A 24,871-nucleotide genomic window follows, 5' to 3' on the forward strand; every position below is an offset into this window, starting at 1 on the left:
GTTGTATGAGCGAGCCGTTAATTGTCGGCATCCGGCATCATAGCCCGGCCTGTGCCCGGCTGGTGAAATCGCTAATCGAAAGTAAGCAACCACGATACGTGTTGATTGAAGGTCCGGCCGATTTTAATGACCGGGTAGATGAATTGTTTTTAGCCCACCAGCTTCCTGTTGCCATATACAGTTATTCTCAATATCAGGACAGTAAGGCCACGGGGCGCGGTGCCTGGACCCCGTTTGCCGAATTCTCCCCGGAGTGGCAGGCATTGCACGCCGCGCGTCGCATTCAGGCGCAAACGTACTTTATCGATTTACCTTGCTGGGCGCAGAGTGAAGAGGATGACGATGAATCGGCTGCGGCTGATGGCGGTCAGGCCTTACTGCTACGCGCTACCCGCATGGATAACAGCGACACGCTGTGGGATCACCTGTTCGAAGATGAAAGCCAGCAAGCTGTGCTGCCATCATCACTGGCTCACTATTTTGAACAACTACGGGGAGAAACCCCTGCTGATGCTCTCAACTGCCAGCGTGAAACCTTTATGGCTCGCTGGATTGCATGGGCTATGCGGCAAAACAATGGCAATGTGTTAGTCGTCTGCGGCGGCTGGCACGCCCCGGCGCTGGCAAAAAGATGGCGCGAATGCTTGCAGGAAAGTCAAAAACCAGAATTACCATCACTGCCAGAAGCTGTTACTGGTTGTTATCTCACACCATACAGTGAAAAACGCCTTGATGTGCTGGCGGGATACCTTTCAGGAATGCCAGCTCCGGTCTGGCAAAACTGGTGCTGGAAATTTGGTTTGCAACGCGCCGGAGAGCTGTTACTGAAAACGATTCTAACCCGTTTACGTCAGCACCACTTACCTGCCTCCACCGCCGATATGGCTGCCGCCCATCTGCATTCGATGGCTCTGGCACAACTGCGCGGTCATACTCTGCCGCTACGTACTGACTGGCTGGATGCATTAGCGGGCTCGCTTATCAAAGAAGCATTAAACGCGCCGCTACCGTGGAGCTATCGTGGAGTCATTCACCCGGATACCGATCCCATTTTGCTGACGCTGATTGATGTCCTGACAGGAGATGGATTTGGCAAACTTGCCCCTTCCACGCCTCTGCCTCCTCTACCAAAAGATGTAACGTCCGAACTGGAACGTACCGAAATCACCCTACCATCCGACCTGGCGTTGAATCGCTTTACCCCCGGCGGCCTGGCACAAAGTCAAGTGCTGCATCGGCTGGCAATCCTCGAACTCCCCGGCATCACACGTCAACACGGAAGTACACTGACGCTTGCGGGTAACGGCGAAGAACAGTGGAAATTAACTCAACCACTTAGCCAACATGCCGCATTGATTGAAGCAGCCTGCTTTGGCGCCACACTTCAGGAAGCTGCACGTAACAAATTAGAAGCAGACATGCTGGATGCAGGAGGAATTAGCAGCATCACTGCATGTCTGAGTCAGGCAGCATTGGCCGGTCTGGCGAACTTTAGTGAGCTGTTACTGGAACAACTCGCGTTGCTCATCGCCCAGGAAAATCAGTTTGCTGAGATGGGCCAGGCGCTGGAGGTGCTTTACGCTTTGTGGCGGCTGGATGAAATCAGCGGTATGCAAGGCTCACAGATATTACAATCAACGTTATGTGCGGCCATCGATCGCACGCTATGGCTATGTGAATCCAACGGCAGACCGGACGAAAAAGAATTTCACACCCATTTGCATAGCTGGCGAGCGTTGTGTCATATCCTGCGCGACCTTCATAGCGGCATTCAACTGTCAGGCGTTTCGCTTTCCGCCGCCCTGGCGTTACTGGAACGCCGCAGCCAGAGCACTCATGCAACGGCGCTGGATCGCGGCGCGGCTCTTGGCGCACTGATGCGTCTGGAACATTCCAACGCCAGTGCCGAAGCGGCGCTGACGATGCTAACGCAATTGTCTCCGGCACAGTCAGGCGAAGCTCTGCACGGTTTGCTGGCGCTGGCCCGTCATCAACTGGCCTGTCAGCCTGCATTTATCGCCGGTTTCAGCCGTCATTTAAATCAACTGAGTGACGCCGATTTTATTAACGCCCTGCCCGATTTGCGCGCGGCGATGGCCTGGCTACCACCACGAGAACGCGGGACGCTGGCGCATCAGGTGCTTGAACATTATCAACTGGCGCAACTTCCTGTTTCGGCGCTGCAAATGCCGTTGCATTGCCCACCGCAAGCTATTGCACATCATCAACAACTCGAACAGCAGGCACTGGCATCGCTGCAACACTGGGGAGTTTTCCATGTCTGAACTGAACGATCTTCTGACTACCCGTGAGCTACAACGCTGGCGATTGATTCTTGGCGAAGCGGCAGAAACTACCCTTGGTGCTCTGGATGGCAATGCCCGGCAGATAGACCACGCGCTGGAGTGGCTGTATGGGCGCGATCCCGAACGTATCCAGCGTGGTGAACGATCCGGTGGATTAGGTAGCTCAAATCTCACCACGCCAGAATGGATCAATAGTATTCATACGCTCTTTCCGCAGCAGGTCATTGAGCGGCTGGAAAGTGACGCGGTGCTGCGCTACGGCATTGAAGATGTGGTGACAAATCTTGAGGTGCTGGAACGTATGCAGCCCTCTGAAAGCCTGTTACGCGCCGTTTTGCACACTAAACATTTGATGAATCCGGACGTGCTGGCCGCCGCTCGCCGGATAGTGCGCCAGGTGGTGGAAGAAATTATGGCGCGACTGGCGAAGGAAGTTCGTCAGGCTTTTTCTGGTGTACGTGACCGCCGCCGCCGCTCGCATATTCCCCTGGCGCGTAATTTCGATTTCAAAAGTACTCTGCGCGCCAACCTGCAACACTGGCATCCGCAACATGGCAAGTTGTATATCGAATCGCCCCGCTTTAACAGCCGAATTAAGCGCCATAGCGAACAATGGCAACTGGTTTTACTGGTTGATCAAAGTGGATCAATGGTGGATTCGGTGATCCACTCGGCAGTGATGGCGGCCTGTCTATGGCAACTACCCGGTATCCGCACACATCTGGTCGCTTTTGACACCAGCGTGGTCGATCTCACGGCAGACGTTGCCGATCCGGTGGAGTTATTAATGAAAGTACAGTTAGGCGGCGGAACGCACATCGCCAGTGCGATGGAGTATGCCCGTCAACTTATTGAACAGCCGGGTAAAAGTGTAATTATTCTGGTGAGCGATTTTTATGAGGGAGGATCATCATCATCACTCATCCACCAGGTGAAACAATGTGTTCAAAGCGGCATCAAAGTGCTGGGACTGACGGCGCTCGATAGCACAGCAACGCCCTGTTATGACCGTAATATGGCCCAGGCGCTGGTTAATGTCGGTGCACAAATTGCTGCCATGACGCCGGGCGAACTGGCGTCATGGCTGGCGGAGAATCTTCAGTCATGAATGCACTACACCCGGAATTATTAGAACTGACGCCACAAGCCCTGACGGCGTTAAGCAATGCTGGTTTTGTTAAGCGCAGCCTTAAGGAGCTGGAAAATGGCAATATCCCGCAAATCAGCCATGAAAACGGCACGCTGATCGCCACATTTAGTGACGGTACACGCAGCCAACTGGCAGGCGGTCAGGCGCTGAAGGAGGCTCAGTGTAGCTGCGGAGCTATCGGTATGTGCCGCCATCGCGTGATGCTGGTGTTAAGTTATCAGCGACTTTGTGCTACCTCTCAGCCCACGGAAAAAGAAGAGGAATGGAATCCGGCAATCTGGCTGGAAGAACTGACTACCCTGCCCACTGCCACGCACAAACGCGCTCAATCCCTGGTCGCCAAAGGTATCACCATTGAACTGTTCTGCGCGCCAGGCGAAATTCCCTCTGCCCGCTTACCGATGAGCGATGTGCGTTTTTATTCCCGCAGCAGCATTCGTTTCGCCCGTTGTGATTGCATTGAAGGAACGCTGTGCGAACACGTAGTACTGGCAGTGCAGGCATTTGCCCAGGCCAAAACGCAGCAGGCAGAATTTACCCATTTAATCTGGCAGATGCGCAGCGAACACGTCGCCTCGAACGACGATCCATTTGCCAGCGACGAAGGCAAAGCATGTCGTCAATATGTCCAACAATTAAGCCAGGCATTATGGCTGGGCGGCATCAGCCAGCCGTTACTCCACTACGAGGCAGCATTCAGCAGCGCACAGCAAGCGGCGGAACGCTGTAACTGGCGATGGGTGAGTGAATCGCTACGGCAACTGCGCGCCAGTATTGATGCCTCCCACGCCCGCGCCAGTCACTATCATGCCGGAGAATGCTTACATCAGCTTGCGGCATTAAACAGTCGATTGAACTGTGCACAAGAGATGGCACGACGCGACGGTGTTAGTGAAGTCCCGCCCATGCCCTGGCGCACGGTCGTTGGTGCAGGCATTGCCGGAGAAGCAAAGCTTGATCATCTGCGGCTGGTATCGTTAGGTATGCGTTGCTGGCAGGACTTCCAACAGTATGGTTTACGGATCTGGTTTAGCGACCCCGACACTGGCAGTATTTTGCATCTGTCACGCAGTTGGTCGAGAAGTGAACAAGAAAAGGCGCCAGCAGCTACGCGTCGGCTGTTTACCTTTCAGGCTGCCGCGCTGGCGGGTGGGCAAATTGTTTCACAAGCTGCACGTCGGAGCGCCGAAGGCGAACTGTTATTAGGTACGCGCAACCGCTTAAGTAGCGTTGTGCCACTGTCACCTGATGCCTGGCAAATGCTGGGGGCACCGTTACGCCAGCCAGGCATTGTGGCTCTGCGGGAATACCTATGCCAGCGTCCACCAGCCTGCATACGACCTCTTAACCAGGTGGATAATTTATTTATTCTGCCGGTGGCGGAATGTCTTTCTCTTGGCTGGGATAGCAGCCGCCAGACGCTGGATGCGCAGGTAATCAGTGACGAAGGCGAAGATAACGTGCTGACGTTATCACTGCCAGCTTCAACCAGTGCGCCCTTTGCAGTTGAACGTATGGCGTCCCTTTTACAACAGCAGGATGATCCTGTGTGTCTGGTTTCTGGTTTTGTCAGTTTTGTTGAGGGGCAATTGACGCTGGAGCCACGGGTAATGATGACGCAAACTCGCGCCTGGGCGCTGGATGCAGAAACTGCGCCTGTGGCACCGCTACCTTCCGCCAGCGTTCTTCCTGTACCGTCCACCGCTCATCAAGTGCTGATGCGCTGCCAGGCGTTGCTTATTCAACTGCTCCATAACGGCTGGCGCTATCAGCAACAGAGCGCCATTAGTCAGGCTGATTTGCTGGCGAACGAACTCACCGTAGTAGGTTTTTATCGGCTGGCGCATGTGTTGAAGCAATTACGCAATTCGGAAGGCGAGACACTGGCAGAAGTATTGAATAACTGTGTTTTACTCTGCGAACAGTTGTTACTGATGCTTGAGCAACAAGGAGGAAAAAATGCTTTTTATTAAGAGATCTACTCCATTTCCGGACTGCTCAAGACGAGGTATAAAGAATATTCTATAGCGCCCTGGTGAGAGTCACCAGTTTTCTGATCTTGATAAAATGGAGTTTTACATGAAGGCTTTCAACAAACTGTTTTCCCTCGTTGTTGCATCTGTTCTGGTTTTCTCTCTCGCTGGCTGTGGTGATAAAGAAGAATCAAAGAAATTTAGTGCCAATCTGAACGGTACTGAAATTGCCATTACCTATGTCTACAAAGGCGACAAGGTGCTTAAGCAATCTTCAGAAACCAAAATTCAGTTTGCAACCATCGGTGCAGCTAACAAAGAAGAGGCGGCTAAAAAGCTTGAGCCGTTAAGTGCAAAATATAAAAACATTACTGGCGTTGAAGAAAAATTAACCTTTACTGATACTTACGCGCAGGAAAATGTGACTATCGATATGGAAAAAGTTGATTTTAAAGCCCTGCAGGGTATTTCCGGCATTAACATTTCTGCTGACGATGCCAAAAAAGGCATCACTATGGCGCAAATGGAACTGGTGATGAAAGCCGCTGGCTTTAAAGAAGTGAAATAATCTGCTGGAGGCCATGCTCTCTGCATGGCCTCCAGACCTGTCTTAGTTTTTCTTCACATGCTGGCGCGCCGCCAGTCCACGCAGAAAATAACGCAAGAATTGATCGCCGCATTCGCGGAAGTTTTTATGCTCCGGCGCACGCATCATCGCAGTAATTTCCGGCATAGAAACGCGGAACTGCTGTTCGGTGAGGATCGCCAGAATGTCATCGGTTTTCAGTGAAAACGCGATGCGCAATTTTTTCAGCACAATATTGTTATTAATACGACGTTCCGGCTCCAGTGCCGGTGCAGATTCATCCCTGCCGCGTTTTTCGTAAATCAGGCCATTCAGGAATGAGGACAAAATAATGTCCGGACAACGTTGAAAACCTTCTTCATCTTCTTTACGCAACCAGATGGCAATCTGTTCGGCAGTGGCTTCGACATTGCCCAGCGCCAGAATGCGCACCAGGTCGTTATTATTGGCTTTTAAAATGTAGCGCACGCTGCGCAGAATATCGTTACTTAGCATGAGGCCTTCAGGTGTTGATGAGGCAAAAAGCCATTTTAGCAGTCTTTTAAAGGCCAATCGCCTCTTTTAAGCTTTTCAGATAACGGCGGCTGACCGGCACGGTTAAGCCATTACGTAAAATTAACTCGGCCTGGCCATTATCTTCCAGGCGAATCTCCTGCAAATGCGCGAGGTTAACCAGATACTGACGATGACAACGCAGTAGCGGTGTACGACTCTCCAGGGTGCGCAAAGTCAGTTCGGTAAAACCTTCTTTCCCTTCGTGACTGGTGACATAAACACCGCTCATCCGACTGCTGACAAACGCCACATCTTTCATTTGCAGCAAATAAATCCGACTATGCCCCGTACAAGGGATAAATTTCAGCGCCTGCTGATTTTCCGGTAACAGCGAAACATCCTGCTTGCTCCGCTCCTGACGCAAACGCGCCAGCGTTTTCGCCAGTCGCGCTTCATCAATTGGCTTCAGGAGATAATCAAAGGCATGTTCTTCAAAGGCTTTAATGGCGTATTCGTCAAACGCGGTGAGAAAAACGATATACGGACGATGTTCCGGGTCGAGCATCCCCACCATTTCCAGACCGCTGATGCGCGGCATCTGGATGTCGAGAAACAGCACGTCCGGGCGCAGTTTATGCACCGCGCCTATCCCTTCCACGGCGTTTGAGCACTCGCCGACAATTTCAATATCGCTCTGTTCTTGCAAAAATACGCGCAGGTTCTCCCGTGCTAACGGTTCATCATCGACAATTAAGACTTTAATCATGCCTCGTCCCTCCATGGCAGTCGTAACGTTATTCGGGTGTAACTATCAGGCTCACAGGCGACGCTTATCCCATAGTCATCGCCAAAACGCTCACGTAAACGCTTATCCACCAGATTCATCCCCAGCCCGCTGGTATTTGTTGCCGGTTGATACAAACCGGCATTGTCTTCGATCTCCAGCATTAAATGTTGCCCTTCACGCCTTGCGCTAATTGCCACTCGCCCTGTATCCAGGAGTTGTGATGTTCCATGTTTAATAGCGTTTTCCACTATTGGTTGCAGGGTAAACGCGGGCAACTGCTGCCGGGATAACTCCTCTGGAATAGAAATGTTGACCTGCAATCGCGACTGGAAGCGCGCCTTTTCAATTTGCAGATAAGCATTCACATGTTCAATCTCGTCGGCGAGAGTAACAAACTCCGAAGGCCGCTTTAAGTTTTTGCGGAAAAAAGTGGAAAGATATTGCACCAGCTGGCTGGCCTGTTCGCTGTCGCGGCGGATAACGGCTTTAATGGTGTTAAGCGCATTGAACAGGAAATGGGGATTCACCTGGGCGTGAAGCAGTTTAATTTCTGACTGGGTGAGCATGGCTTTTTGCCGCTCATATTGCCCGGCGAGGATCTGTGCCGAAAGCAATTGCGCAATCCCCTCCCCCAGCGTGCGGTTGATTGAGCTGAACAAACGGTTTTTCGCTTCATACAATTTGATGGTGCCCATCACCCGTTGATTTTCGCCACGCAATGGAATCACCAGCGTCGACCCCAGTTTGCATTGCGGATGCAAAGAGCAACGGTAAGGCACTTCGTTGCCATCGGCGTAGACCACTTCGCCGGTTTCAATCGCTTTTAAGGTGTAGGTCGAGGAAATCGGTTTGCCTGGCAAATGATGGTCGTCACCGATCCCGGTAAAGGCCAGCAATTTCTCGCGATCGGTAATGGCTACAGCACCAATATCCAGTTCCTGATATAGCACCTGTGCCACTTTCATGCTGTTCACTTCGTTAAAGCCCTGGCGCAAAATGCCTTCCGTCGAGGCTGCGACTTTCAACGCTGTGGCGGAAAAAGCCGAAGTGTATTTTTCAAACATCGCGCGTTTATCAAGCAATATACGCATAAACAGCGCCGCGCCGACGGTATTGGTGACCATCATTGGCGCAGCAATATTACTCACCAGACGCACCGCATCTTCATAAGGTCGGGCGATCGCCAGGATGATCAACATTTGCACCATTTCAGCAACGAACGTGACGGCACCAGCGGTAATGGGGTTAAAAACTTTATCAGTGCGCCCGCGTCGGATCAGGATGCTGTGTACCAGGCCACCGAGCAACCCTTCGACGATAGTCGAGATCATGCAACTTAGCGCGGTCATCCCCCCCATTGAGTATCGATGTAACCCGCCGGTCAGACCAACCAGACCGCCCACCACCGGGCCGCCGAGTAAGCCTCCCATCACCGCGCCAATCGCCCGCGTATTAGCAATCGAATCGTCGATATGCAACCCGAACCAGGTGCCCATGATGCAGAAGATGGAAAAAACGATGTAGCAGAGAAATTTATGCGGCAAACGAACCGTGACCTGCATTAACGGTATGAATAATGGCGTTTTACTCATTAACCATGCAATGACTAAAAAAACGCACATCTGCTGAAGCAGCAGCAACACCAGATTAAAATCGTACATACCCGCAAACCACACTTCCCTTTAAAACGCGTAACATACATTGCCTGCGTTTAACTTTCTTTGAACTCTTGCAGAAAAATGAGAATTCGTGAGTACGATCACTCAAAATCGCCTGGCAAAAATAAAATCACCCTAACGATGAACTAAAAACGGACAAAACTACCTGGTTCGCAAATCTGCGTCTAAAGTTAAACCGGGACCTCGCGAGCATGGGTGGTAGGATGGCGCTTTACACAATTGGTGAAGTGGCGTTGCTTTGTGATATCAATCCTGTCACGTTACGCGCGTGGCAGAGGCGTTACGGATTATTGAAACCGCAGCGCACAGACGGCGGACATCGCCTGTTCAACGATGCCGATATCGACCGGATCCGCGAGATCAAACGCTGGATCGATAACGGCGTGCAGGTCAGCAAAGTTAAAATGCTACTCAGTAATGAGAATGTTGATGTGCAAAACGGCTGGCGCGATCAGCAAGAAACTCTGCTTAATTACCTGCAAAGTGGCAATCTACAAAGTCTGCGAATGTGGATCAAAGAGCGTGGTCAGGATTACCCCGCCCAGACGCTCACCACACATCTGTTCATTCCTCTGCGCCGACGTCTTCAGTGTCAGCAACCAACTCTCCAGGCGTTACTGGCGATCCTCGACGGTGTACTGATCAACTACATCGCCATTTGTCTGGCCTCAGCACGTAAAAAACAGGGCAAAGATGCGCTGGTGGTTGGCTGGAATATTCAGGATACCACGCGTCTGTGGCTGGAAGGATGGATTGCCAGTCAACAAGGATGGCGCATTGATGTCCTCGCCCACTCGCTCAATCAACTACGCCCGGAACTGTTTGAAGGCCGCACGCTATTAGTGTGGTGCGGTGAAAACCAGTCTCCCGCCCAGCAGCAGCAACTCACCAGCTGGCAGGAACAAGGCCATGATATTTTCCCACTCGGCATTTAATGATTCGTTAACAAATGCGCTTTACTGTACAATCCTTTCGTTAACATAAGGAGTGCATTATGCGCATAGCGAAAATTGGGGTTATCACCCTGTTCCTGTTGATGGCGTTAGGCGGTATCGGTGGCGTCATGCTCGCAGGTTATACCTTTATTCTGCGTGCTGGCTGAGTCGCTGCACCAGTCGTTCAAACAGGCGGTCTACGATGATCGCCGCCAGTGCCACCAGCAACGCCCCCTGAATCACATAAGCAGTGTTAAATCCGCTAAGTCCGATGATGATGGGCGTCCCCAGCGTGCTAGCTCCTACCGTTGAGGCGATCGTCGCCGTACCAATGTTGATAATTACTGAAGTCCGCACGCCGGCCAGAATCACTGGCGCTGCCAACGGTAACTCCACTTTACGTAATCGCTGACCCCGGCTCATTCCCATCCCTTTGGCAACGTCTGTCACGCTGGCATCAATCGCTCCCAGTCCGGCAAGTGTTGCCTGTAAGATCGGTAGCACGCCGTAAAGGATCAAGGCAATAATCGCCGGTTGCTGACCAAACCCCATCACCGGAACAGCAATCGCCAGCACAGCTACGGGCGGAAAAGTCTGCCCAACGGCGGCAATGGTTTCTACCATCGGGCGGAACTCCGCGCCCCACGGGCGAGTGACAGCAATTCCCGCACCAGTACCAATGATCACGGCAAACAAACTTGAGATCCCCACCAGCCAGAAATGAGCCAGCGCCAGGGCAGCAAAGCTTTCCTGCTGATAAACAGGCCGAGGTAATTGCGGAAATAAAGCACCAAACAGTGGCTGGCTATAGGGTAGCCAGAAAATCAGTCCCACAAACAGAGCAATGAGCCAGAACAGCGGATCGCGCATTATTTTCATACGCTTACGCCTCCACTAGCAGATCCTGAAAATGCAATGTGCCGCAAGGTTTACCCTGAGCGTCAACCACCGGCAACACTTTACAACCACGAGCGACAAACAATGAGAGCGCATCGCGTAGCGTCATCTCTTCTGCCAGTGCCTCACCTTCAGCGCGTTCGTTGCGGCGCACATAATTGGTCACACTACGTAACGATAACAGGCGCACGCCCAGCTCGCTGCGACCAAAAAACTGGCGCACAAAATCATTCGCCGGGCGAGTAAGCATCGCCAGCGGATTGCCCTGCTGCACCACTTCACCATGATCCATTAACACCAGATGTTCTGCCAGCCGTAGCGCCTCATCAATATCGTGAGTGACCAGCACAATGGTGCGCCCCAGCAAACGGTGAATGCGCGTCATCTCTTGTTGCAACGCGCCGCGCGTCACAGGATCCAGCGCGCCAAACGGTTCATCCATCAGCAAAACTTGCGGATCGGCAGCCAGCGCACGAGCAACGCCGACTCGCTGCTGCTGACCACCAGAAAGTTGATGGGGATAACGCTCGCGTAAATTCGCCTCCAGCCCCAGCAGCGCCATTAATTCATCGATGCGATCGTCAATCCGCGCCCGCGACCATTTTTGTAATTGCGGTACGGTGGCGATGTTTTGCGCCACGCTCCAGTGGGGAAATAAACCTATCGACTGGATGGCGTATCCCATCCGGCGGCGCAGCTCCAGTACTGGCAGCGAGCGAATTTCTTCTCCGGCAAAGCGGATCACTCCGCTGTCATGCTCCACCAGGCGGTTAATCATTTTCAGGGTGGTGGATTTGCCGGAGCCAGATGTGCCAATCAGCACCGAGAAACTCCCCTCCTGAAAATTGAGATTGAGGTCGTTAACGGCTTTTTGTGTGCCGAACAGTTTGCTGACATGGCTAAATTCAATCATGGTTTGTTACCTTCAGCAGTGCGATAAGCAAATCGAACAGCGCGTCGGTAAGCACCGCCAGTACAATCACCGGGATCACTCCCAGCAACACTAAATCAATGGCACTGCTTAGCAGCCCCTGGAAAACCAGTGCGCCAAAACCGCCAGCGCCGATTAACGCCGCAATCACCGCCATACCGACAGTCTGCACCATAACCACCCGCAGGCTGCGCAGAAATACCGGTAACGCCAGCGGTAACTGCACATGCAGGAATCGCTGCGTCCCACTCATGCCCATCGCTCTGGCGCTCTCCAGCACGTCGCGCGGGATCTGATTCAACCCCACTACCACGCCGCGCACCAACGGCAGTAAGGCGTAAAGCACCAGCGCAATCAGTGCGGGTGTCATTCCGGTTCCTGCAACACCAAGCGTTCCGAGCCACGGAAATGCGCTGACCAGCCCGGCAAGCGGCGCAATCAACAGGCCAAAGAGCGCCACCGAAGGCACAGTCTGAATGACATTGAGCAGAGAAAAAATCGTCCCCTGCCGCGCAGTGGAAAAGTAGCACCAGACGCCCAACGGCACGCCAGTCACCAGCGCAGGTAGTACCGAACCAAACAGCAGCGTCAGATGCTGCGCCAGTGCGTCATCGAACACATCCTGACGGTTGGCGTACTCTTTCATTAGCGAGAGATCGTTAAGCGTGCCGGAGTACAGCAGCCACAGCGGAATGATGGCAATCTGTATATGCAACAACCAGCGCCACAACGGATGAGTGGTGATCCGGCGGATTGCATCGCTACAGGCCAGCAATGCCAGCGCCGCAGCCAGCCAGAAGCCACTGCCAAGGCTGGCACGCGCCAGCGAACTGCCACTTTGCGCCAGTTGCGTCGCGGCCTTTCCTGCGCCCCATACCAGCAATACGAAGACGAATTGCGCAAGGATAAGAGCAAAAATGCTGCCTTTTCTACCGGGAACAAAACAGGCTGTCAGCCAGGCGCAACCAACACCCACCAGCATCCAGATCGTTTGCGGCCACAGTTGCCAGAGATGACGCCCTTCACCCGAGACTAAACGATTAGGCGCGTAACTGATAAACGGCAGCGCCGCTGCGATTGCCGTCAGCAACAGCAGCAGCGCCAGAACAGGATTAATACGTAGATAAGTCACGGGAAATTACTTCGTCCACCCTTTTTGTTTCAGGTAGTCGGCAGCCACTTTTTTGGCATCCAGTCCTTCCACTGCAATGCTGGCATTCAGTTGCTGCAATGTTTTTTCATCGAGGCTGGCGAAGACTGGCTGTAGCCACTGTGCCATTTGCGGATACTCTTTCAACACCGACTCACGCACCACTGGCGCAGGCGCGTAGATAGGTTGAACACCTTGTGGATCGCTTAAGGTTTGCAGCCCCAGCGCCGCGACCGGACCGTCAGTGCCGTAAGCCATTGCGGCATTAACGCCAGAAGTTTGCTGGGCAGCGGCTTTAATCGTTACCGCCGTGTCGCCGCCAGCCAGTGACAGTAACTGATCCTGACCGAGCTTAAAGTCATAGGCTTTTTCAAAAGCGGGTAAGGCATCGGCGCGTTCGATAAACTCTGCCGAGGCTGCCAGTTTGAAGGTGCCGCCCTCTTTCAGATAACGACTCAGGTCGGCAAGCGAAGTGAGTTTGTTTTTCTCTGCCACATCCTGACGCACGGCGATGGTCCAGGTGTTATTCGCAGGTGCGGGCGTCAGCCAGATTAACTTGTTTTGCTCTGCATCGAGTTTTTTGACTTTCTCGTAGCCCTGTCCGGCATTTTTCCACGCTGCATCGTTTTCATCTTTAAAGAAGAAAGCGCCATTGCCGGTATATTCCGGGTAGATATCCAGCTCGCCAGAAGTGATCGCCCCGCGCACCACCGGCGTGGTTCCCAACTGGACTTTATTCACTGTCGGTACGCCGTGGCTTTCCAGTACTTGCAAAATAATGTTGCCGAGCAGCGCGCCTTCGGTATCGATTTTTGAACCGACTTTAACGGGAGAAGCCGCCTGTAGCGGCAGGCTCACGGCTGCCAACATAACCAGTGAACCTGCCCAGAGCTTTGAGAGTGGCATGATGCTTTCCTCATTCTTTTACTGTTGTTTTCAGCGAATTAAGAGAAAAGCATAGTTGATAATGGCGAGGTTAGCCTGAGCGAATGGATTCAGTTGCAGAATCAGATAAATACTTAAAAGGCATCTTGCCCGGCGTTTCCTGCCGGATGCGGCGCGAGCGCCTTATCCGGCCTACAAAGGGCGAAAATTCAAAAAGTTGCAAACACCCTGTAGGCCTGATAAGCGCATCAGGCAAAGGGCGCAAACTTCACGCCCTTAATAAAGCGTTACAGCAACTCAAACTCGCCTTTCTTAACGCGTGCGGAATCAGTGCCGATAAAGACGTTGAACTTGCCAGGCTCGGCATCATATTTCATCTGCTGATTCCAGAACTTCAGCGCATCAATATCGATCGGGAAGCTGACAGTCTGAGTTTCGCCCGGTTTGAGGGTGATTTTCTCAAAGCCTTTCAGTTGTTTCACCGGACGGCTCATAGAAGCGGTCACATCCTGCAAATACATCTGAACCACCGTCGCCCCTTCGCGTTTGCCGGTGTTCGTCACCTGTACGCTGGCAGTCACTTTTCCGTCACGCTTCATGGTCGGAGCAGAGAGTTTCACATCAGAGACAGTGAAAGTGGTATAGCTCAGACCATAACCGAACGGGTAAAGCGCACCGTTAGCTTCATCGAAATAGCGTGAAGTGTATTTGTTCGGCTTGTCAGCGTTATACGGGCGCCCCGTATTCAGATGACTATAGTAAACCGGGATCTGCCCGACAGAACGCGGGAAGGACATCGGCAGCTTGCCGGATGGGTTGTAATCGCCAAACAACACATCGGCAATCGCGTTACCGCCTTCCGTACCCGCAAACCAGGTTTCCAGAATCGCGTCAGCCTGCTGATCTTCTTTCACCAGCGCCAGCGGACGCCCGTTCATCAGCACCAGCACCAGCGGTTTACCGGTGGCTTTCAACGCCGCAATCAAATCACGTTGGCTTTGCGGAATAGTGATATCGGTACGGCTGGAGGCTTCATGCGCCATCCCCTGAGCTTCACCGACTACCGCCACCACCACATCAGATTGTTTCGCGGTCTGCACCGCTTCATCAATCATCTCTTGCGCAGAACGAGGATCGACTTTGACCGCTTCTTCATACTGATTCAGGAAGTCGATAATACCTTTATCACTGGTGACGTTTGCCCCTTTGGCATACAGCACTTTACCGTTTTCACCAACGGCATTTTTAATCCCGGTCAGTACGGTCACGGATTGATCGGCAACACCGGCTGCGGACCAGCTGCCCATCACGTCACGTTTACTGTCCGCCAGTGGCCCAACCACCGCAATGGTGGCCGATTTTTTCAGCGGTAACGTTTCGAGACGGTTTTTCAGCAGCACCAGGCTTTCACGCGCCACTTCACGCGCTTCTTTGCGATGCAGGCGGCTTTCAGCATTGGTATCCACCGGGTCAGACTCTTTTGGCCCAAGGTGGCTGTACGGATCGTTAAACAGTCCCATGTCATATTTGACGTTCAGTACGTGACGCGCGGCATCGTCCAGCTCTGCCATAGTCACTTTGCCGGATTTGATCAAACCAGGCAGATACTTCGAGTAGTACTCGTCGCTCATGCTCATGTTGATCCCGGATTTCAGCGCCACGCGCACCGCATCTTCCGGGTCTGCCGCCGTGCCGTGTTTAATCAGTTCTTTGATTGCGCCGTGATCGGAAACGGTGATGCCTTTAAAGCCCCACTGATCGCGCAGAACATCTTTCAGCAGCCAGGAATCGGAGGTTGCTGGCGTGCCGTTCAGCGAATTCAACGCCACCATCACCGCGCCGCTGCCTGCATCCAGCCCCGCTTTGTACGGCGGCATATAGTCATTAAACAGGCGCTGCGGGCTCATATCGACGGTGTTGTACTCTTTGCCGCCTTCTACCGCACCGTAAGCCGCAAAGTGTTTGACGCTGGTCATCACCGAGTAGCGATCTGCCGGGCTTTTACCCTGCATCGCTTCCACCATGGTTTTACCCATTATTGAGGTGAGATACGTATCTTCGCCAAAACCTTCAGAAGCACGTCCCCAGCGCGGATCGCGCGAGACATCGACCATTGGCGCCCAGGTCATATTCAGGCCATCATCTGCCGCTTCATAAGCAGAGACACGCCCAACAGTTTTCACCGCATCGAGGTTAAAAGAAGAGGCCAGACCAAGGCTTATCGGGAAGACAGTGCGCTGACCGTGCAGCACGTCGTAAGCAAAGAAAAGAGGAATTTTCAGGCGGCTTAATTCCATCACCTGATCCTGCATGGCGCGGATATCCTGACGGGTTACGGTGTTGAAAATCGCCCCAACCTGCCCGTCTTTGATCATCTCGCGGATCGCCTCTTTCGGGTTATCCGGGCCGACGCTGATTAAGCGCAGTTGACCAATCTTCTCATCAACCGTCATTTTCTTGAGCAGTTCGGTGACGAACGCATCACGCGCTTCGGGCGTTAATGGATGGTTACCAAACAAATCATCTGCCAGTGCTGGCTGTAAGGCCAGACTTACCGCGATACCTACTGAACATAGCCATTTCATGTGGATTTTTCTTCCTTTGTTGCCCGATGTGGCAGCGAAAATGGTGCAAAAACCGTAGTTTGCCATAAGCATGATGGAGAGAGAAAAAGAATGCTCAGTTTATTGTCTGAATTTTCAAAATATTCACTCGCTGAATTGTCATACAAGGCGCTATTCTAGTTTGTGATATTTTTTCGCCACCACAAGGAGTGGAAAATGTCTTCCATGACAACAACTGATAATAAAGCCTTTTTGAATGAACTTGCCCGTCTGGTCGGTCATTCACACCTGCTCACCGATCCCGCAAAAACGGCCCGCTATCGCAAGGGCTTCCGTTCTGGTCAGGGCGACGCGCTGGCTGTCGTTTTCCCTGGTTCGTTACTGGAATTGTGGCGGGTGCTGAAAGCCTGCGTCACCGCCGACAAAATTATTCTGATGCAGGCTGCCAATACCGGCCTCACCGAAGGCTCGACGCCAAACGGTAACGACTATGATCGCGATATCGTTATCATCAGCACCCTACGTCTCGACAAACTGCACGTTCTCGGCAAGGGCGAACAAGTGCTGGCATATCCTGGCACCACGCTCTATTCGCTGGAAAAAGCTCTCAAACCGCTGGGGCGCGAACCGCACTCGGTGATTGGTTCGTCGTGTATAGGTGCATCGGTCATCGGCGGTATCTGTAATAACTCCGGCGGCTCGCTGGTGCAGCGTGGCCCGGCGTATACCGAAATGTCGTTGTTCGCGCGCATAAATGAAGACGGCAAACTGACGCTGGTGAACCATCTGGGGATTGATCTGGGCGAAACACCGGAGCAGATCCTCAGCAAGCTGGATGACGATCGTATCAAAGAAGATGATGTGCGCCACGATGGTCGTCACGCCCACGATTATGATTATGTTCACCGCGTTAGGGATATTGAAGCCGACACGCCCGCACGTTATAACGCCGACCCGGATCGCCTGTTTGAATCCTCCGGTTGCGCCGGAAAACTGGCAGTATTCGCGGTACGTCTTGATACCTTCGAAGCGGAAAAAAATCAGCAGGTGTTTTATATCGGCACCAACCGGCCGGAAGTGCTGACTGAAATCCGCCGCCATATTCTGGCTAATTTCGAAAATCTGCCGGTTGCAGGGGAATATATGCACCGGGATATCTACGATATCGCGGAAAAATATGGCAAAGACACCTTCCTGATGATCGATAAACTTGGCACCGACAAGATGCCTCTCTTCTTTAATATCAAAGGGCGTACCGATGCGATGCTGGAGAAAGTGAAATTCTTCCGTCCGCATTTTACTGACCGTGCGATGCAAAAATTCGGTCATCTGTTCCCCAGCCATTTACCCCCGCGCATGAAAAACTGGCGCGATAAATATGAACATCATCTGCTGTTAAAAATGGCGGGCGATGGCATTGGCGAAGCTAAATCGTGGCTGGTGGATTATTTCAAACAGGCTGAAGGCGATTTCTTTGTCTGTACGCCGGAGGAAGGCAGCAAAGCATTTTTGCATCGTTTTGCGGCTGCGGGCGCAGCGATCCGTTATCAGGCGGTGCATTCCGATGAAGTCGAAGACATTCTGGCTCTGGATATTGCTCTGCGTCGTAACGATACCGAGTGGTATGAGCATTTGCCGCCGGAGATCGACAGCCAGTTGGTACACAAGCTCTATTACGGCCATTTTATGTGCTATGTCTTCCACCAGGATTACATCGTCAAAAAAGGTGCAGATGTACATGCGTTGAAGGAACAGATGCTAGAGCTGTTACGCCAGCGCGGCGCGCAATACCCTGCCGAGCATAACGTCGGTCATTTATATAAAGCGCCGGAGACGCTGCAGAAGTTTTATCGCGAGAACGATCCGACCAACAGTATGAACCCTGGGATCGGTAAGACCAGTAAGCGGAAAAACTGGCAGGAAGCAGAGTAAATACAGCTGGATGCCTGATGCAGATAGAGGCCTGATAAGATGCGTAAGCATCGCATCAGGCACTGGCACCTAATGCCGGATGCGGCGTAAACGCCTGATCCGGCCTACAAGCAAGCAAACTTAATCGTTCTGTGCCGTCTGCCCCGCTGCCGCCATCTGGGCGGCTTTTTGTTTTTTATAGCTCAACGCCGCAGCCGGAACAGGCATCACTTTACCAGTCTCAATCCAGGTACGCAGGCGGCTGGCATCGGCAAAATGGGTATATTTGCCAAATGCATCCATCACCACCAGCGCCACCGGTTTATTATTGATAACCGTGCGCATCACCAGGCAATGCCCTGCGGCATTGGTAAAACCGGTTTTGGTTAACTGAATATTCCAGTTATCGCGATACACCAGATGGTTAGTATTGCGGAACGGCAGGGTGTACGTCGGATTAGAGAAGGTCGCCATATCTTCACGGGTGGTACTCAACTGACCGATCAACGGATATTGTTTGCTGGCAATCAGCAATTTGGTCAGGTCACGGGCTGTCGAAACGTTATGCACCGACAATCCGGTCGGTTCAACAAAGCGCGTGTTGTTCATTCCGAGTGATTTCGCTTTCGCATTCATCGCTTTAATAAAAGCGTTATAACCACCAGGATAATGGTGCGCCAGGCTTGCCGCCGCGCGGTTTTCTGAAGACATCAGCGCCAGCAACAGCATATCTTTACGGCTGATTTCGCTGTTCAGTCGCACGCGCGAATAGACCCCCTTCATCTCTGGCGTCTGGCTGATATCCACTTTCAGTTTTTCATCCAACGGCAATCGTGCGTCAAGCACCACCATTGCGGTCATTAATTTGGTGATTGACGCAATCGGACGCACCAGATCCGGGTGGTTCGAATAGATCACTTTGTTGGTATTCAGATCAACAATCATCGCACTACCGGAAGCGATTTCCGGCTGCGAAGCGGTGGTAGCGGCAGTCGTTTTCGCAACGACCTGCGGTGCAAAAGGCACAGCCAGCATTAGAGCCAGGCTAAATAAAGAAACTCGAAATTTCGGCATGATGAGCATTCAGATAGTGGTTCACGCGCACGGGTTGCGCACCGCCGGAGTAAGGATTTACTGAGGCTAGCGACGCCATCATAACGAGCAAAAAGTGCGATCGTCAAAGGAGAATCGTGAGGAAATGCTGCATTGCTGACATTTACGCCAGCAATGCAACGCAAAAGAACTTTCTAGAACAGCCGATAACCGTACCCCCACAGAATAACGGTAATAGCGAGCAGCACTTCCAGCACCAGTACGCCAATCGCCAGCGTCGAACTGGAAAAACTAAGACCTTCCTCTTTGTTGATATTCAGGAAGCTCGGAATACCGAGATAAAGCAGATAGCCGGTGTAAAACAGCGCCACCGTCCCCACCAGCGCGCACAGCCAGACCAGCGGATAAAGCGCCACCAGGCCGCTTAAAAATAGCGGCGTCGCGACATATCCGGCAAAGACCATACAGTGCGCAAGCGATGGACGTTGCGGATATTTGCGCGCCATCCACCAGATGACTCGCCCCATCACCGCGACCCCAGCCAGCATAACGCCATAAAACAGGACAGCCAGCGCCAGTCCGGTAAACCAGGATAACTTCAGGATAGTGCCATCGCCAAAATTCCAGCCAATTTGCGTGGTGCCAATGAAGGCACAGATCACCGGAATCGCCGCCATCAGCAAAACGTGGTGGGTGTAGTGATGAGAAATCGTTTCGTTTTCACGATTAATCACCTGCATTTCACGATCGGGATGGGAAAACAGTCCCCAGACATGGCTCATACCGCCCCCTTTTTGTGAGTTGCTGAACCTGACAGTTCAAGTATAAGTCAGCTTGTGGTTATTTTTTGCCCTGTCGTGAAATTTGCGTCGCGTGATGAAACGCCTTTTTCTGCGCAAACAATTCACAGGGTGTATGCTTACAGGCAACCAAAGGGAGACAGACTGGCCTATGGATCTCAATACACTCATCTCACAATATGGTTATGCCGCGCTGGTGCTCGGCAGTCTGGCAGAGGGTGAAACCGTGACTTTGCTGGGAGGCGTTGCAGCACATCAGGGATTATTAAAATTCCCGCTAGTGGTTCTTTCTGTGGCGCTTGGCGGCATGATTGGCGACCAGGTGCTTTATCTGTGCGGACGGCGGTTTGGCGGCAAGCTGTTGCGTCGTATCTCAAAGCATCAGGATAAAATTGAGCGGGCGCAGAAACTGATCCAGCGCCATCCGTATCTGTTTGTTATTGGTACGCGTTTTATGTATGGCTTTCGGGTAATTGGCCCGACGCTGATTGGTGCCAGTCAGTTGCCGCCGAAAATCTTTCTGCCGCTGAATATTCTCGGCGCATTTGCCTGGGCGCTGATTTTTACCACTATCGGTTACGCCGGTGGTCAGGTGATTGCGCCGTGGTTGCACAGTCTTGATCAGCATCTGAAACACTGGGTCTGGTTGATTCTGGTCGTGGTTCTGGTGGTTGGCGTGCGCTGGTGGCTGAAACGGCGCGGGAAGAAAAAGCCGGATAATCAGGCGTAAAGCAGTTGCCACAGATAAGTCGCTCGCGCCGCATCCGACATCAGGTGTCCCATGCCTGATGCGACGCTGGCGCGTCTTATCATGCCTACAACATACCCATTGAAATATCCACATATCCCATTGCACTACTCCGGCTTAAACTGCGGATTCGCCAGCATAAAACCACCATCGACAATTAACGACTGCCCGGTGGTGTAATTTGCGCCTTCGGAACATAACCAGGCCACCAGGCTGGCAATCTCGTGTGTTGCGCCGAAACGCCGCAGGGGAATCGATGGCTCTGCATTGGGCTTCACATCGCCGTCATCCATGCCGTTCATTGGCGTGGCAATTGCACCTGGCGCGACCGCATTCACCAGAATCTTATGCCTGACCAGTTCCAGCGCCATCGCTTTGGTTAACCCGCCGAGTGCATGTTTAGCGGCGGTGTAGGCGCTGGCATCCGGCAGCGGCGTATGTTCATGTACCGATGTAATGTTGATGATGCGACCACCCTGCCCCTGTTTCACCATCTGGCGGGCAGCAATTTGCGAGCATAAAAATGCACCATCGACATCAACGGTAAAAATCTTGCGCCACTCATCAAAAGCCATATCAAGAAACGGCGCTTTGGTCATCGCCCCCGCGTTATTCACCAGCACATCGATGCGCCCCAGTCGTTGAATGAGTCTCTCCAGCGCCTGCGCACCTTCTGGTAGATTGCCGAGATCCAGTTGCACCATCTCCGCACGGACGCCGTGGCTAACTACCTCACGCGCGGTATCTTTTGCCCCTTCTTCATCTGAGTGCCAGGTAATGCCAATATCAAACCCTTGCTGCGCCAGTAATAACGCGCACTCTTTACCGATCCCCGAATCGGAGGCAGTAATAATCGCGACCTGTGCCATGGAGTTCTCCACTTAACGCTGAATAAACGTTAAGTATAGAAGCCGCATATCATCAGCGTTTATAGCCCCCACCCAGCGCGCCGGTGAGTTGAATGGAGGCATCCAGCCACTGCCCTTGCAATAACAGGCCATTGGCTCGCTCACGCAGCGCCGGGATTCTGGCTTCGCTGACGCGGGAACCAGCAATGATGCCCGCGTTAAAGCGTGCCTGCGCCAGACCTACCACACGCAGGGCATCGCGCTCAATTTGCGCCTGATGCTGGTTTTTCTCCGCCAGTGTCTGAACCTGACTGGCTGCCCGCGCCACGTCATTCACCGCCTCAACCACCACTTTGTTGTAGCTGGCGATAGACAAGTTGCTTTCGGCTTTCGCAATATCGAGGTTGGCGTTAAGACGACCGCTATCGAAAATGGGTAGCGTCAGGCCTGCCGTAACACCCATTTGCTGCGCGGAATGTCGGAACAGATCGCTTAAGTGCAACGCATCTTGTTGCAGGAAGGCCATCAGGTTTATGTCGGGATAAAAGGCCGCTTTTGCCGCGTCGATGCTGCTTAAGGATGATTCAACGTACCAGTGCGCCGCCTGCAAATCGGCACGGCGTGCCAGCAAGGAATAACCCAGTTCATCAGGAAGCTGACTTGTCACTTCAGGCAGCACAACCGGATGCAGCTTTAAACCGCTCGTCTGGCTGTTAGTCAGCGCATTTAACCGCGCCTCAATAATTTTCATTTTTCCCGCCACATCATTGCGCTGTTGCCGGGTTTTACTGGCATTAATATCGGTTTCCACACCTTCAACCGAAGAGGTAATTCCGTTCTGATATAGCTGGCGGTCGGTCGCGATAATGGTGTTCTGCTCTTTTTCGATTTGCTGCAAGACCGTGTTTAACGCCGCCTGGGTTTGCCACTCCCAGTACAGACGAGCCACACTGCCAGCCAGCAATTGGCGGGTTTGCTCGCGTTCCGCCGCCCGTGCTTTAACCGTACCGAGGCGCGCTGTGACTTCAGCCCGATTCTTTCCCCAGATATCCAGATGCCAGCCCGCCGTTAGACCAAAAGTACCGTTGGTATACCACGGCCCGGTAGTACCTGCCGCCGGATCGGTCAGGGCAAACGGCCCCATTAACCCTTCCGCCGACATTTTTTGTCGCTCCATATCCGCAGAAAAATCGATCTGCGGACCATCCTGAGTGGCTACAGCTTTCGCCTGCGCTTCAGCCAGTTGAATGCGCTGTTCAGCCACCTGCATATCCGGTGCGTTCTGTAATGCGTTATTAATTAAGGAAGTGAGTTGATTATCGTGATATTCCAGCCACCACTGACTGTCTGGCCAACCATTTTTCAGCGCCGTGGGTAATGCGCTGTCAACTTGCGCAGCGGGCGTTTGCTGGCTTAACGCCTGGCGGGTTTCGTGCACAGGCGCACACCCAGCCAGAATGAGGAACAGCGGAAAACAGGCGATAGCTGGATAAAAGGAATCACGATTCATGGGGGAATAATCAGGTAAGAAAAGGTGCGCGGAGATTACCGTGTGTTGCAATGTATTTTTTAGTTTCGCGTGGCAATACATCAGCAGCAATAAAACGACATATTCAGAAAAATATACAGTAAGTGAATGATATCATCTGATTTATCTTAATCGTTTATGGATAACGGCAAAGGGTTTCATTTTTACCTATACTTATTCAGCACTCACAAATAAAGGAACGCCAATGAAAATTATACTCTGGGCTGTATTGATTATTTTCCTGATTGGGCTACTGGTGGTGACTGGCGTATTTAAGATGATATTTTAAAATTAATTAATGTCATCAGATCCGAAAATAACAAGAATATTTCAGTCTCTCATCCTGTTGCGCTCCTGTCATGTGCATTGCTTCATATAATCACTGGCGCAAGGAGCGCGCAGGGGGCGGCCAATTGCCGCCGCCCCCTGCACCCCCGGGCTCTGGCGAACAAAATCGCCGCTGCGCGGTGCCCTCGGCTTATCCCTTACGGCTACCGGGTCGGGCGCGAGGTAACATCCCTGTAAAACGCGCCCTCAGCCCACATCCATGTGGGCTGCCCCGGCCTCCAGGGAACACCTCGGCGATTTTGGCGCCACCAAACAACCGTGCGGCCTATTGATAAAGAGCTAACACATTGTCAAAAAACATCACTATGGTTTTTAGAGTTTCACGATATCAATTGCCTGAATAGCCCTTGCAATATCTGGGGAATTATTCAACACCCGAACATGCTGAAATAATTCCGTTGCTTCATCGTATTCTTTACGCAAATAACTCAACCACTGTTTAATCCGCGCGACGTGATATAGCCCGGTATCGCCCTGCTTTTCCAGACGGGTATATTTTTGCAGCAAAGCAACGACCTCCGGCCACGGCATTCGCGGTTCGTTATATTTAACCACCCGGCTCAGGTTGGGAATATTCAGCGCCCCGCGCCCAATCATCACCGCGTCGCAGCCGCTGATCGCCATACATTGTTGCGCACTCTGCCAGTCCCAGATTTCACCGTTGGCAATCACCGGAATATTCAGCCGCTGGCGAATCTCGCCAATCGCCTGCCAGTCAATATGCTCCGCACGGTAGCCCTGCTCTTTTGTCCGACCATGCACCACCAGCTCCGTAGCACCAGCCTGCTGGACAGCATCGGCAATTTCAAACTTCTTCTCGCCGCTGTCCCAGCCAAGCCGCACTTTCACACTGACGGGTAAATGCGCCGGTACAGCTTCGCGCATCGCTTTTGCACCCTGGTAGATGAGTTCAGGATCTTTGAGTAACGTCGCCCCACCGCCGCTGCCGTTAACCGTTTTCGATGGACAGCCGCAATTGAGATCCACGCCCCAGGAACCTAACTCCACCGCACGAGCAGCATTTTCCGCCAGCCACTGTGGGAACTGCCCCAGCAGTTGTACCCGCACCAGCGTACCGGATGGCGTTCGACTGGCATTTTGTAGTTCAGGGCAAATGCGATGAAAGACTTTTACCGGCAGCAGTTGATCGACCACGCGGACAAATTCGGTGATGCACAGATCGTAGTCGTTAACTTCGGTCAACAATTCACGCACCAGAGAGTCAAGCACACCCTCCATCGGCGCCAGTAGTACACGCATATCATCACCCGCAAAAAAATGAGGCGCTATGGTAGCG

General features: G+C 52.5%; 22 protein-coding genes. 9 read left to right on the forward strand and 13 right to left on the reverse strand.

What is annotated here, in order from left to right; translation table 11 throughout:
* Positions 1–5 precede the first annotated feature (5 nt).
* The 4 genes from WES_RS07635 (at position 6) to WES_RS07620 (ending at position 5,997) form a co-directional block, all read left to right on the forward strand.
* Positions 6–2,285: a DUF5682 family protein gene (locus WES_RS07635; RefSeq protein ID WP_016158598.1), complete on the forward strand. Its 2,280-nt coding sequence runs from the start codon at positions 6–8 to the stop codon at positions 2,283–2,285.
* Positions 2,278–3,414 (forward strand): VWA domain-containing protein, encoded by a 1,137-nt coding sequence (locus tag WES_RS07630; RefSeq protein WP_016158599.1) that lies wholly within the window; start codon positions 2,278–2,280, stop codon positions 3,412–3,414. The genes WES_RS07635 and WES_RS07630 overlap by 8 nt, the downstream gene beginning before the upstream one ends.
* Positions 3,411–5,429, forward strand: coding sequence for an SWIM zinc finger family protein (locus WES_RS07625; protein WP_016158600.1), 2,019 nt, complete (start codon positions 3,411–3,413; stop codon positions 5,427–5,429). The genes WES_RS07630 and WES_RS07625 overlap by 4 nt, the downstream gene beginning before the upstream one ends.
* 106 nt (positions 5,430–5,535) lie before the next feature.
* Positions 5,536–5,997 (forward strand): YehR family lipoprotein, encoded by a 462-nt coding sequence (locus WES_RS07620; protein ID WP_010354037.1) that lies wholly within the window; start codon positions 5,536–5,538, stop codon positions 5,995–5,997.
* Positions 5,998–6,039: 42 nt separating this feature from the next.
* Here the strand turns inward: WES_RS07620 and WES_RS07615 are convergent, their stop codons facing one another.
* The 3 genes from WES_RS07615 to btsS are packed head-to-tail and all read right to left on the reverse strand — an operon-like array spanning position 6,040 to position 8,958.
* A complete protein-coding gene (locus tag WES_RS07615; protein WP_010354036.1) occupies positions 6,040–6,510 on the reverse strand; it encodes a YehS family protein in 471 nt (156 codons plus the stop codon).
* Between the two features lie 46 nt (positions 6,511–6,556).
* Positions 6,557–7,276, reverse strand: coding sequence for a two-component system response regulator BtsR (btsR, locus tag WES_RS07610; RefSeq protein WP_010348973.1), 720 nt, complete (start codon positions 7,274–7,276; stop codon positions 6,557–6,559).
* Positions 7,273–8,958 carry a two-component regulatory system sensor histidine kinase BtsS gene (gene btsS, locus WES_RS07605; protein WP_016158601.1) on the reverse strand — a complete coding sequence of 562 codons (1,686 nt, stop codon included), beginning with the start codon at positions 8,956–8,958 and terminating at the stop codon, positions 7,273–7,275. The genes btsR and btsS overlap by 4 nt, the downstream gene beginning before the upstream one ends.
* A 221-nt stretch (positions 8,959–9,179) precedes the next feature.
* On the opposite strand from btsS, the gene mlrA reads away from it, so the two are divergent.
* Together mlrA and WES_RS07595 are read left to right on the forward strand one after the other, a co-directional pair.
* Complete coding sequence (mlrA, locus tag WES_RS07600) at positions 9,180–9,911, forward strand: HTH-type transcriptional regulator MlrA (protein WP_001240390.1); 732 nt, start codon at positions 9,180–9,182, stop codon at positions 9,909–9,911.
* A 59-nt stretch (positions 9,912–9,970) separates the two neighbouring features.
* Positions 9,971–10,078, forward strand: coding sequence for a protein YohO (locus tag WES_RS07595; RefSeq protein WP_001216965.1), 108 nt, complete (start codon positions 9,971–9,973; stop codon positions 10,076–10,078).
* On the opposite strand, the gene yehW is transcribed toward WES_RS07595, so the two are convergent.
* The 5 genes from yehW to bglX all read right to left on the reverse strand — a co-directional run bounded on the left by yehW (position 10,059) and on the right by bglX (position 16,359).
* Positions 10,059–10,790, reverse strand: coding sequence for a glycine betaine ABC transporter permease YehW (gene yehW, locus WES_RS07590; protein WP_016158603.1), 732 nt, complete (start codon positions 10,788–10,790; stop codon positions 10,059–10,061). The two genes, WES_RS07595 and yehW, sit on opposite strands and share 20 nt — an antisense overlap.
* 4 nt (positions 10,791–10,794) lie before the next feature.
* On the reverse strand, positions 10,795–11,721 hold the full coding sequence (gene yehX, locus WES_RS07585) for a glycine betaine ABC transporter ATP binding protein YehX (RefSeq protein ID WP_016158604.1): 927 nt from the start codon (positions 11,719–11,721) through the stop codon (positions 10,795–10,797).
* Entirely contained in the window at positions 11,714–12,871 is a 1,158-nt protein-coding gene (gene yehY / locus WES_RS07580; protein ID WP_016158605.1) for a glycine betaine ABC transporter permease YehY, read from the reverse strand. The genes yehX and yehY overlap by 8 nt, the downstream gene beginning before the upstream one ends.
* A gap of 6 nt (positions 12,872–12,877) precedes the next feature.
* Positions 12,878–13,795: a glycine betaine ABC transporter substrate-binding protein OsmF gene (gene osmF / locus WES_RS07575; RefSeq protein ID WP_016158606.1), complete on the reverse strand. Its 918-nt coding sequence runs from the start codon at positions 13,793–13,795 to the stop codon at positions 12,878–12,880.
* A gap of 266 nt (positions 13,796–14,061) precedes the next feature.
* Positions 14,062–16,359 (reverse strand): beta-glucosidase BglX, encoded by a 2,298-nt coding sequence (gene bglX, locus WES_RS07570; protein ID WP_000871476.1) that lies wholly within the window; start codon positions 16,357–16,359, stop codon positions 14,062–14,064.
* 195 nt (positions 16,360–16,554) lie between these two features.
* Between bglX and dld the strand changes: the two genes are divergently transcribed.
* Positions 16,555–18,270, forward strand: coding sequence for a D-lactate dehydrogenase (gene dld, locus WES_RS07565; RefSeq protein WP_016158607.1), 1,716 nt, complete (start codon positions 16,555–16,557; stop codon positions 18,268–18,270).
* A 120-nt stretch (positions 18,271–18,390) separates the two neighbouring features.
* Here dld and pbpG read toward each other — a convergent pair whose 3' ends face one another.
* Positions 18,391–19,323, reverse strand: coding sequence for a D-alanyl-D-alanine endopeptidase (gene pbpG, locus WES_RS07560; protein WP_024195141.1), 933 nt, complete (start codon positions 19,321–19,323; stop codon positions 18,391–18,393).
* Positions 19,324–19,496: 173 nt separating this feature from the next.
* On the reverse strand, positions 19,497–20,084 hold the full coding sequence (locus WES_RS07555) for a Yip1 family protein (protein WP_000020073.1): 588 nt from the start codon (positions 20,082–20,084) through the stop codon (positions 19,497–19,499).
* A 169-nt stretch (positions 20,085–20,253) separates the two neighbouring features.
* Between WES_RS07555 and WES_RS07550 the strand changes: the two genes are divergently transcribed.
* Positions 20,254–20,832, forward strand: coding sequence for a DedA family protein (locus WES_RS07550; RefSeq protein ID WP_010356678.1), 579 nt, complete (start codon positions 20,254–20,256; stop codon positions 20,830–20,832).
* Between the two features lie 125 nt (positions 20,833–20,957).
* Here the strand turns inward: WES_RS07550 and WES_RS07545 are convergent, their stop codons facing one another.
* Together WES_RS07545 and mdtQ are read right to left on the reverse strand one after the other, a co-directional pair.
* Positions 20,958–21,719 carry an SDR family oxidoreductase gene (locus WES_RS07545; RefSeq protein WP_016158609.1) on the reverse strand — a complete coding sequence of 254 codons (762 nt, stop codon included), beginning with the start codon at positions 21,717–21,719 and terminating at the stop codon, positions 20,958–20,960.
* A 52-nt stretch (positions 21,720–21,771) separates the two neighbouring features.
* Positions 21,772–23,208 (reverse strand): multidrug resistance outer membrane protein MdtQ, encoded by a 1,437-nt coding sequence (gene mdtQ / locus WES_RS07540; RefSeq protein ID WP_016158610.1) that lies wholly within the window; start codon positions 23,206–23,208, stop codon positions 21,772–21,774.
* A 223-nt stretch (positions 23,209–23,431) separates the two neighbouring features.
* Between mdtQ and yohP the strand changes: the two genes are divergently transcribed.
* Positions 23,432–23,515, forward strand: coding sequence for a small membrane protein YohP (yohP, locus tag WES_RS24565; RefSeq protein WP_000691708.1), 84 nt, complete (start codon positions 23,432–23,434; stop codon positions 23,513–23,515).
* A gap of 371 nt (positions 23,516–23,886) precedes the next feature.
* Here yohP and dusC read toward each other — a convergent pair whose 3' ends face one another.
* Positions 23,887–24,834, reverse strand: a complete 948-nt coding sequence (gene dusC, locus WES_RS07535; protein ID WP_024195142.1) for a tRNA dihydrouridine(16) synthase DusC — start codon at positions 24,832–24,834, stop codon at positions 23,887–23,889.
* Positions 24,835–24,871 lie beyond the last annotated feature (37 nt).

This window comes from Escherichia sp. KTE31, assembly GCF_000407925.1.
In the GTDB taxonomy this organism is placed as follows: domain Bacteria; phylum Pseudomonadota; class Gammaproteobacteria; order Enterobacterales; family Enterobacteriaceae; genus Escherichia; species Escherichia ruysiae.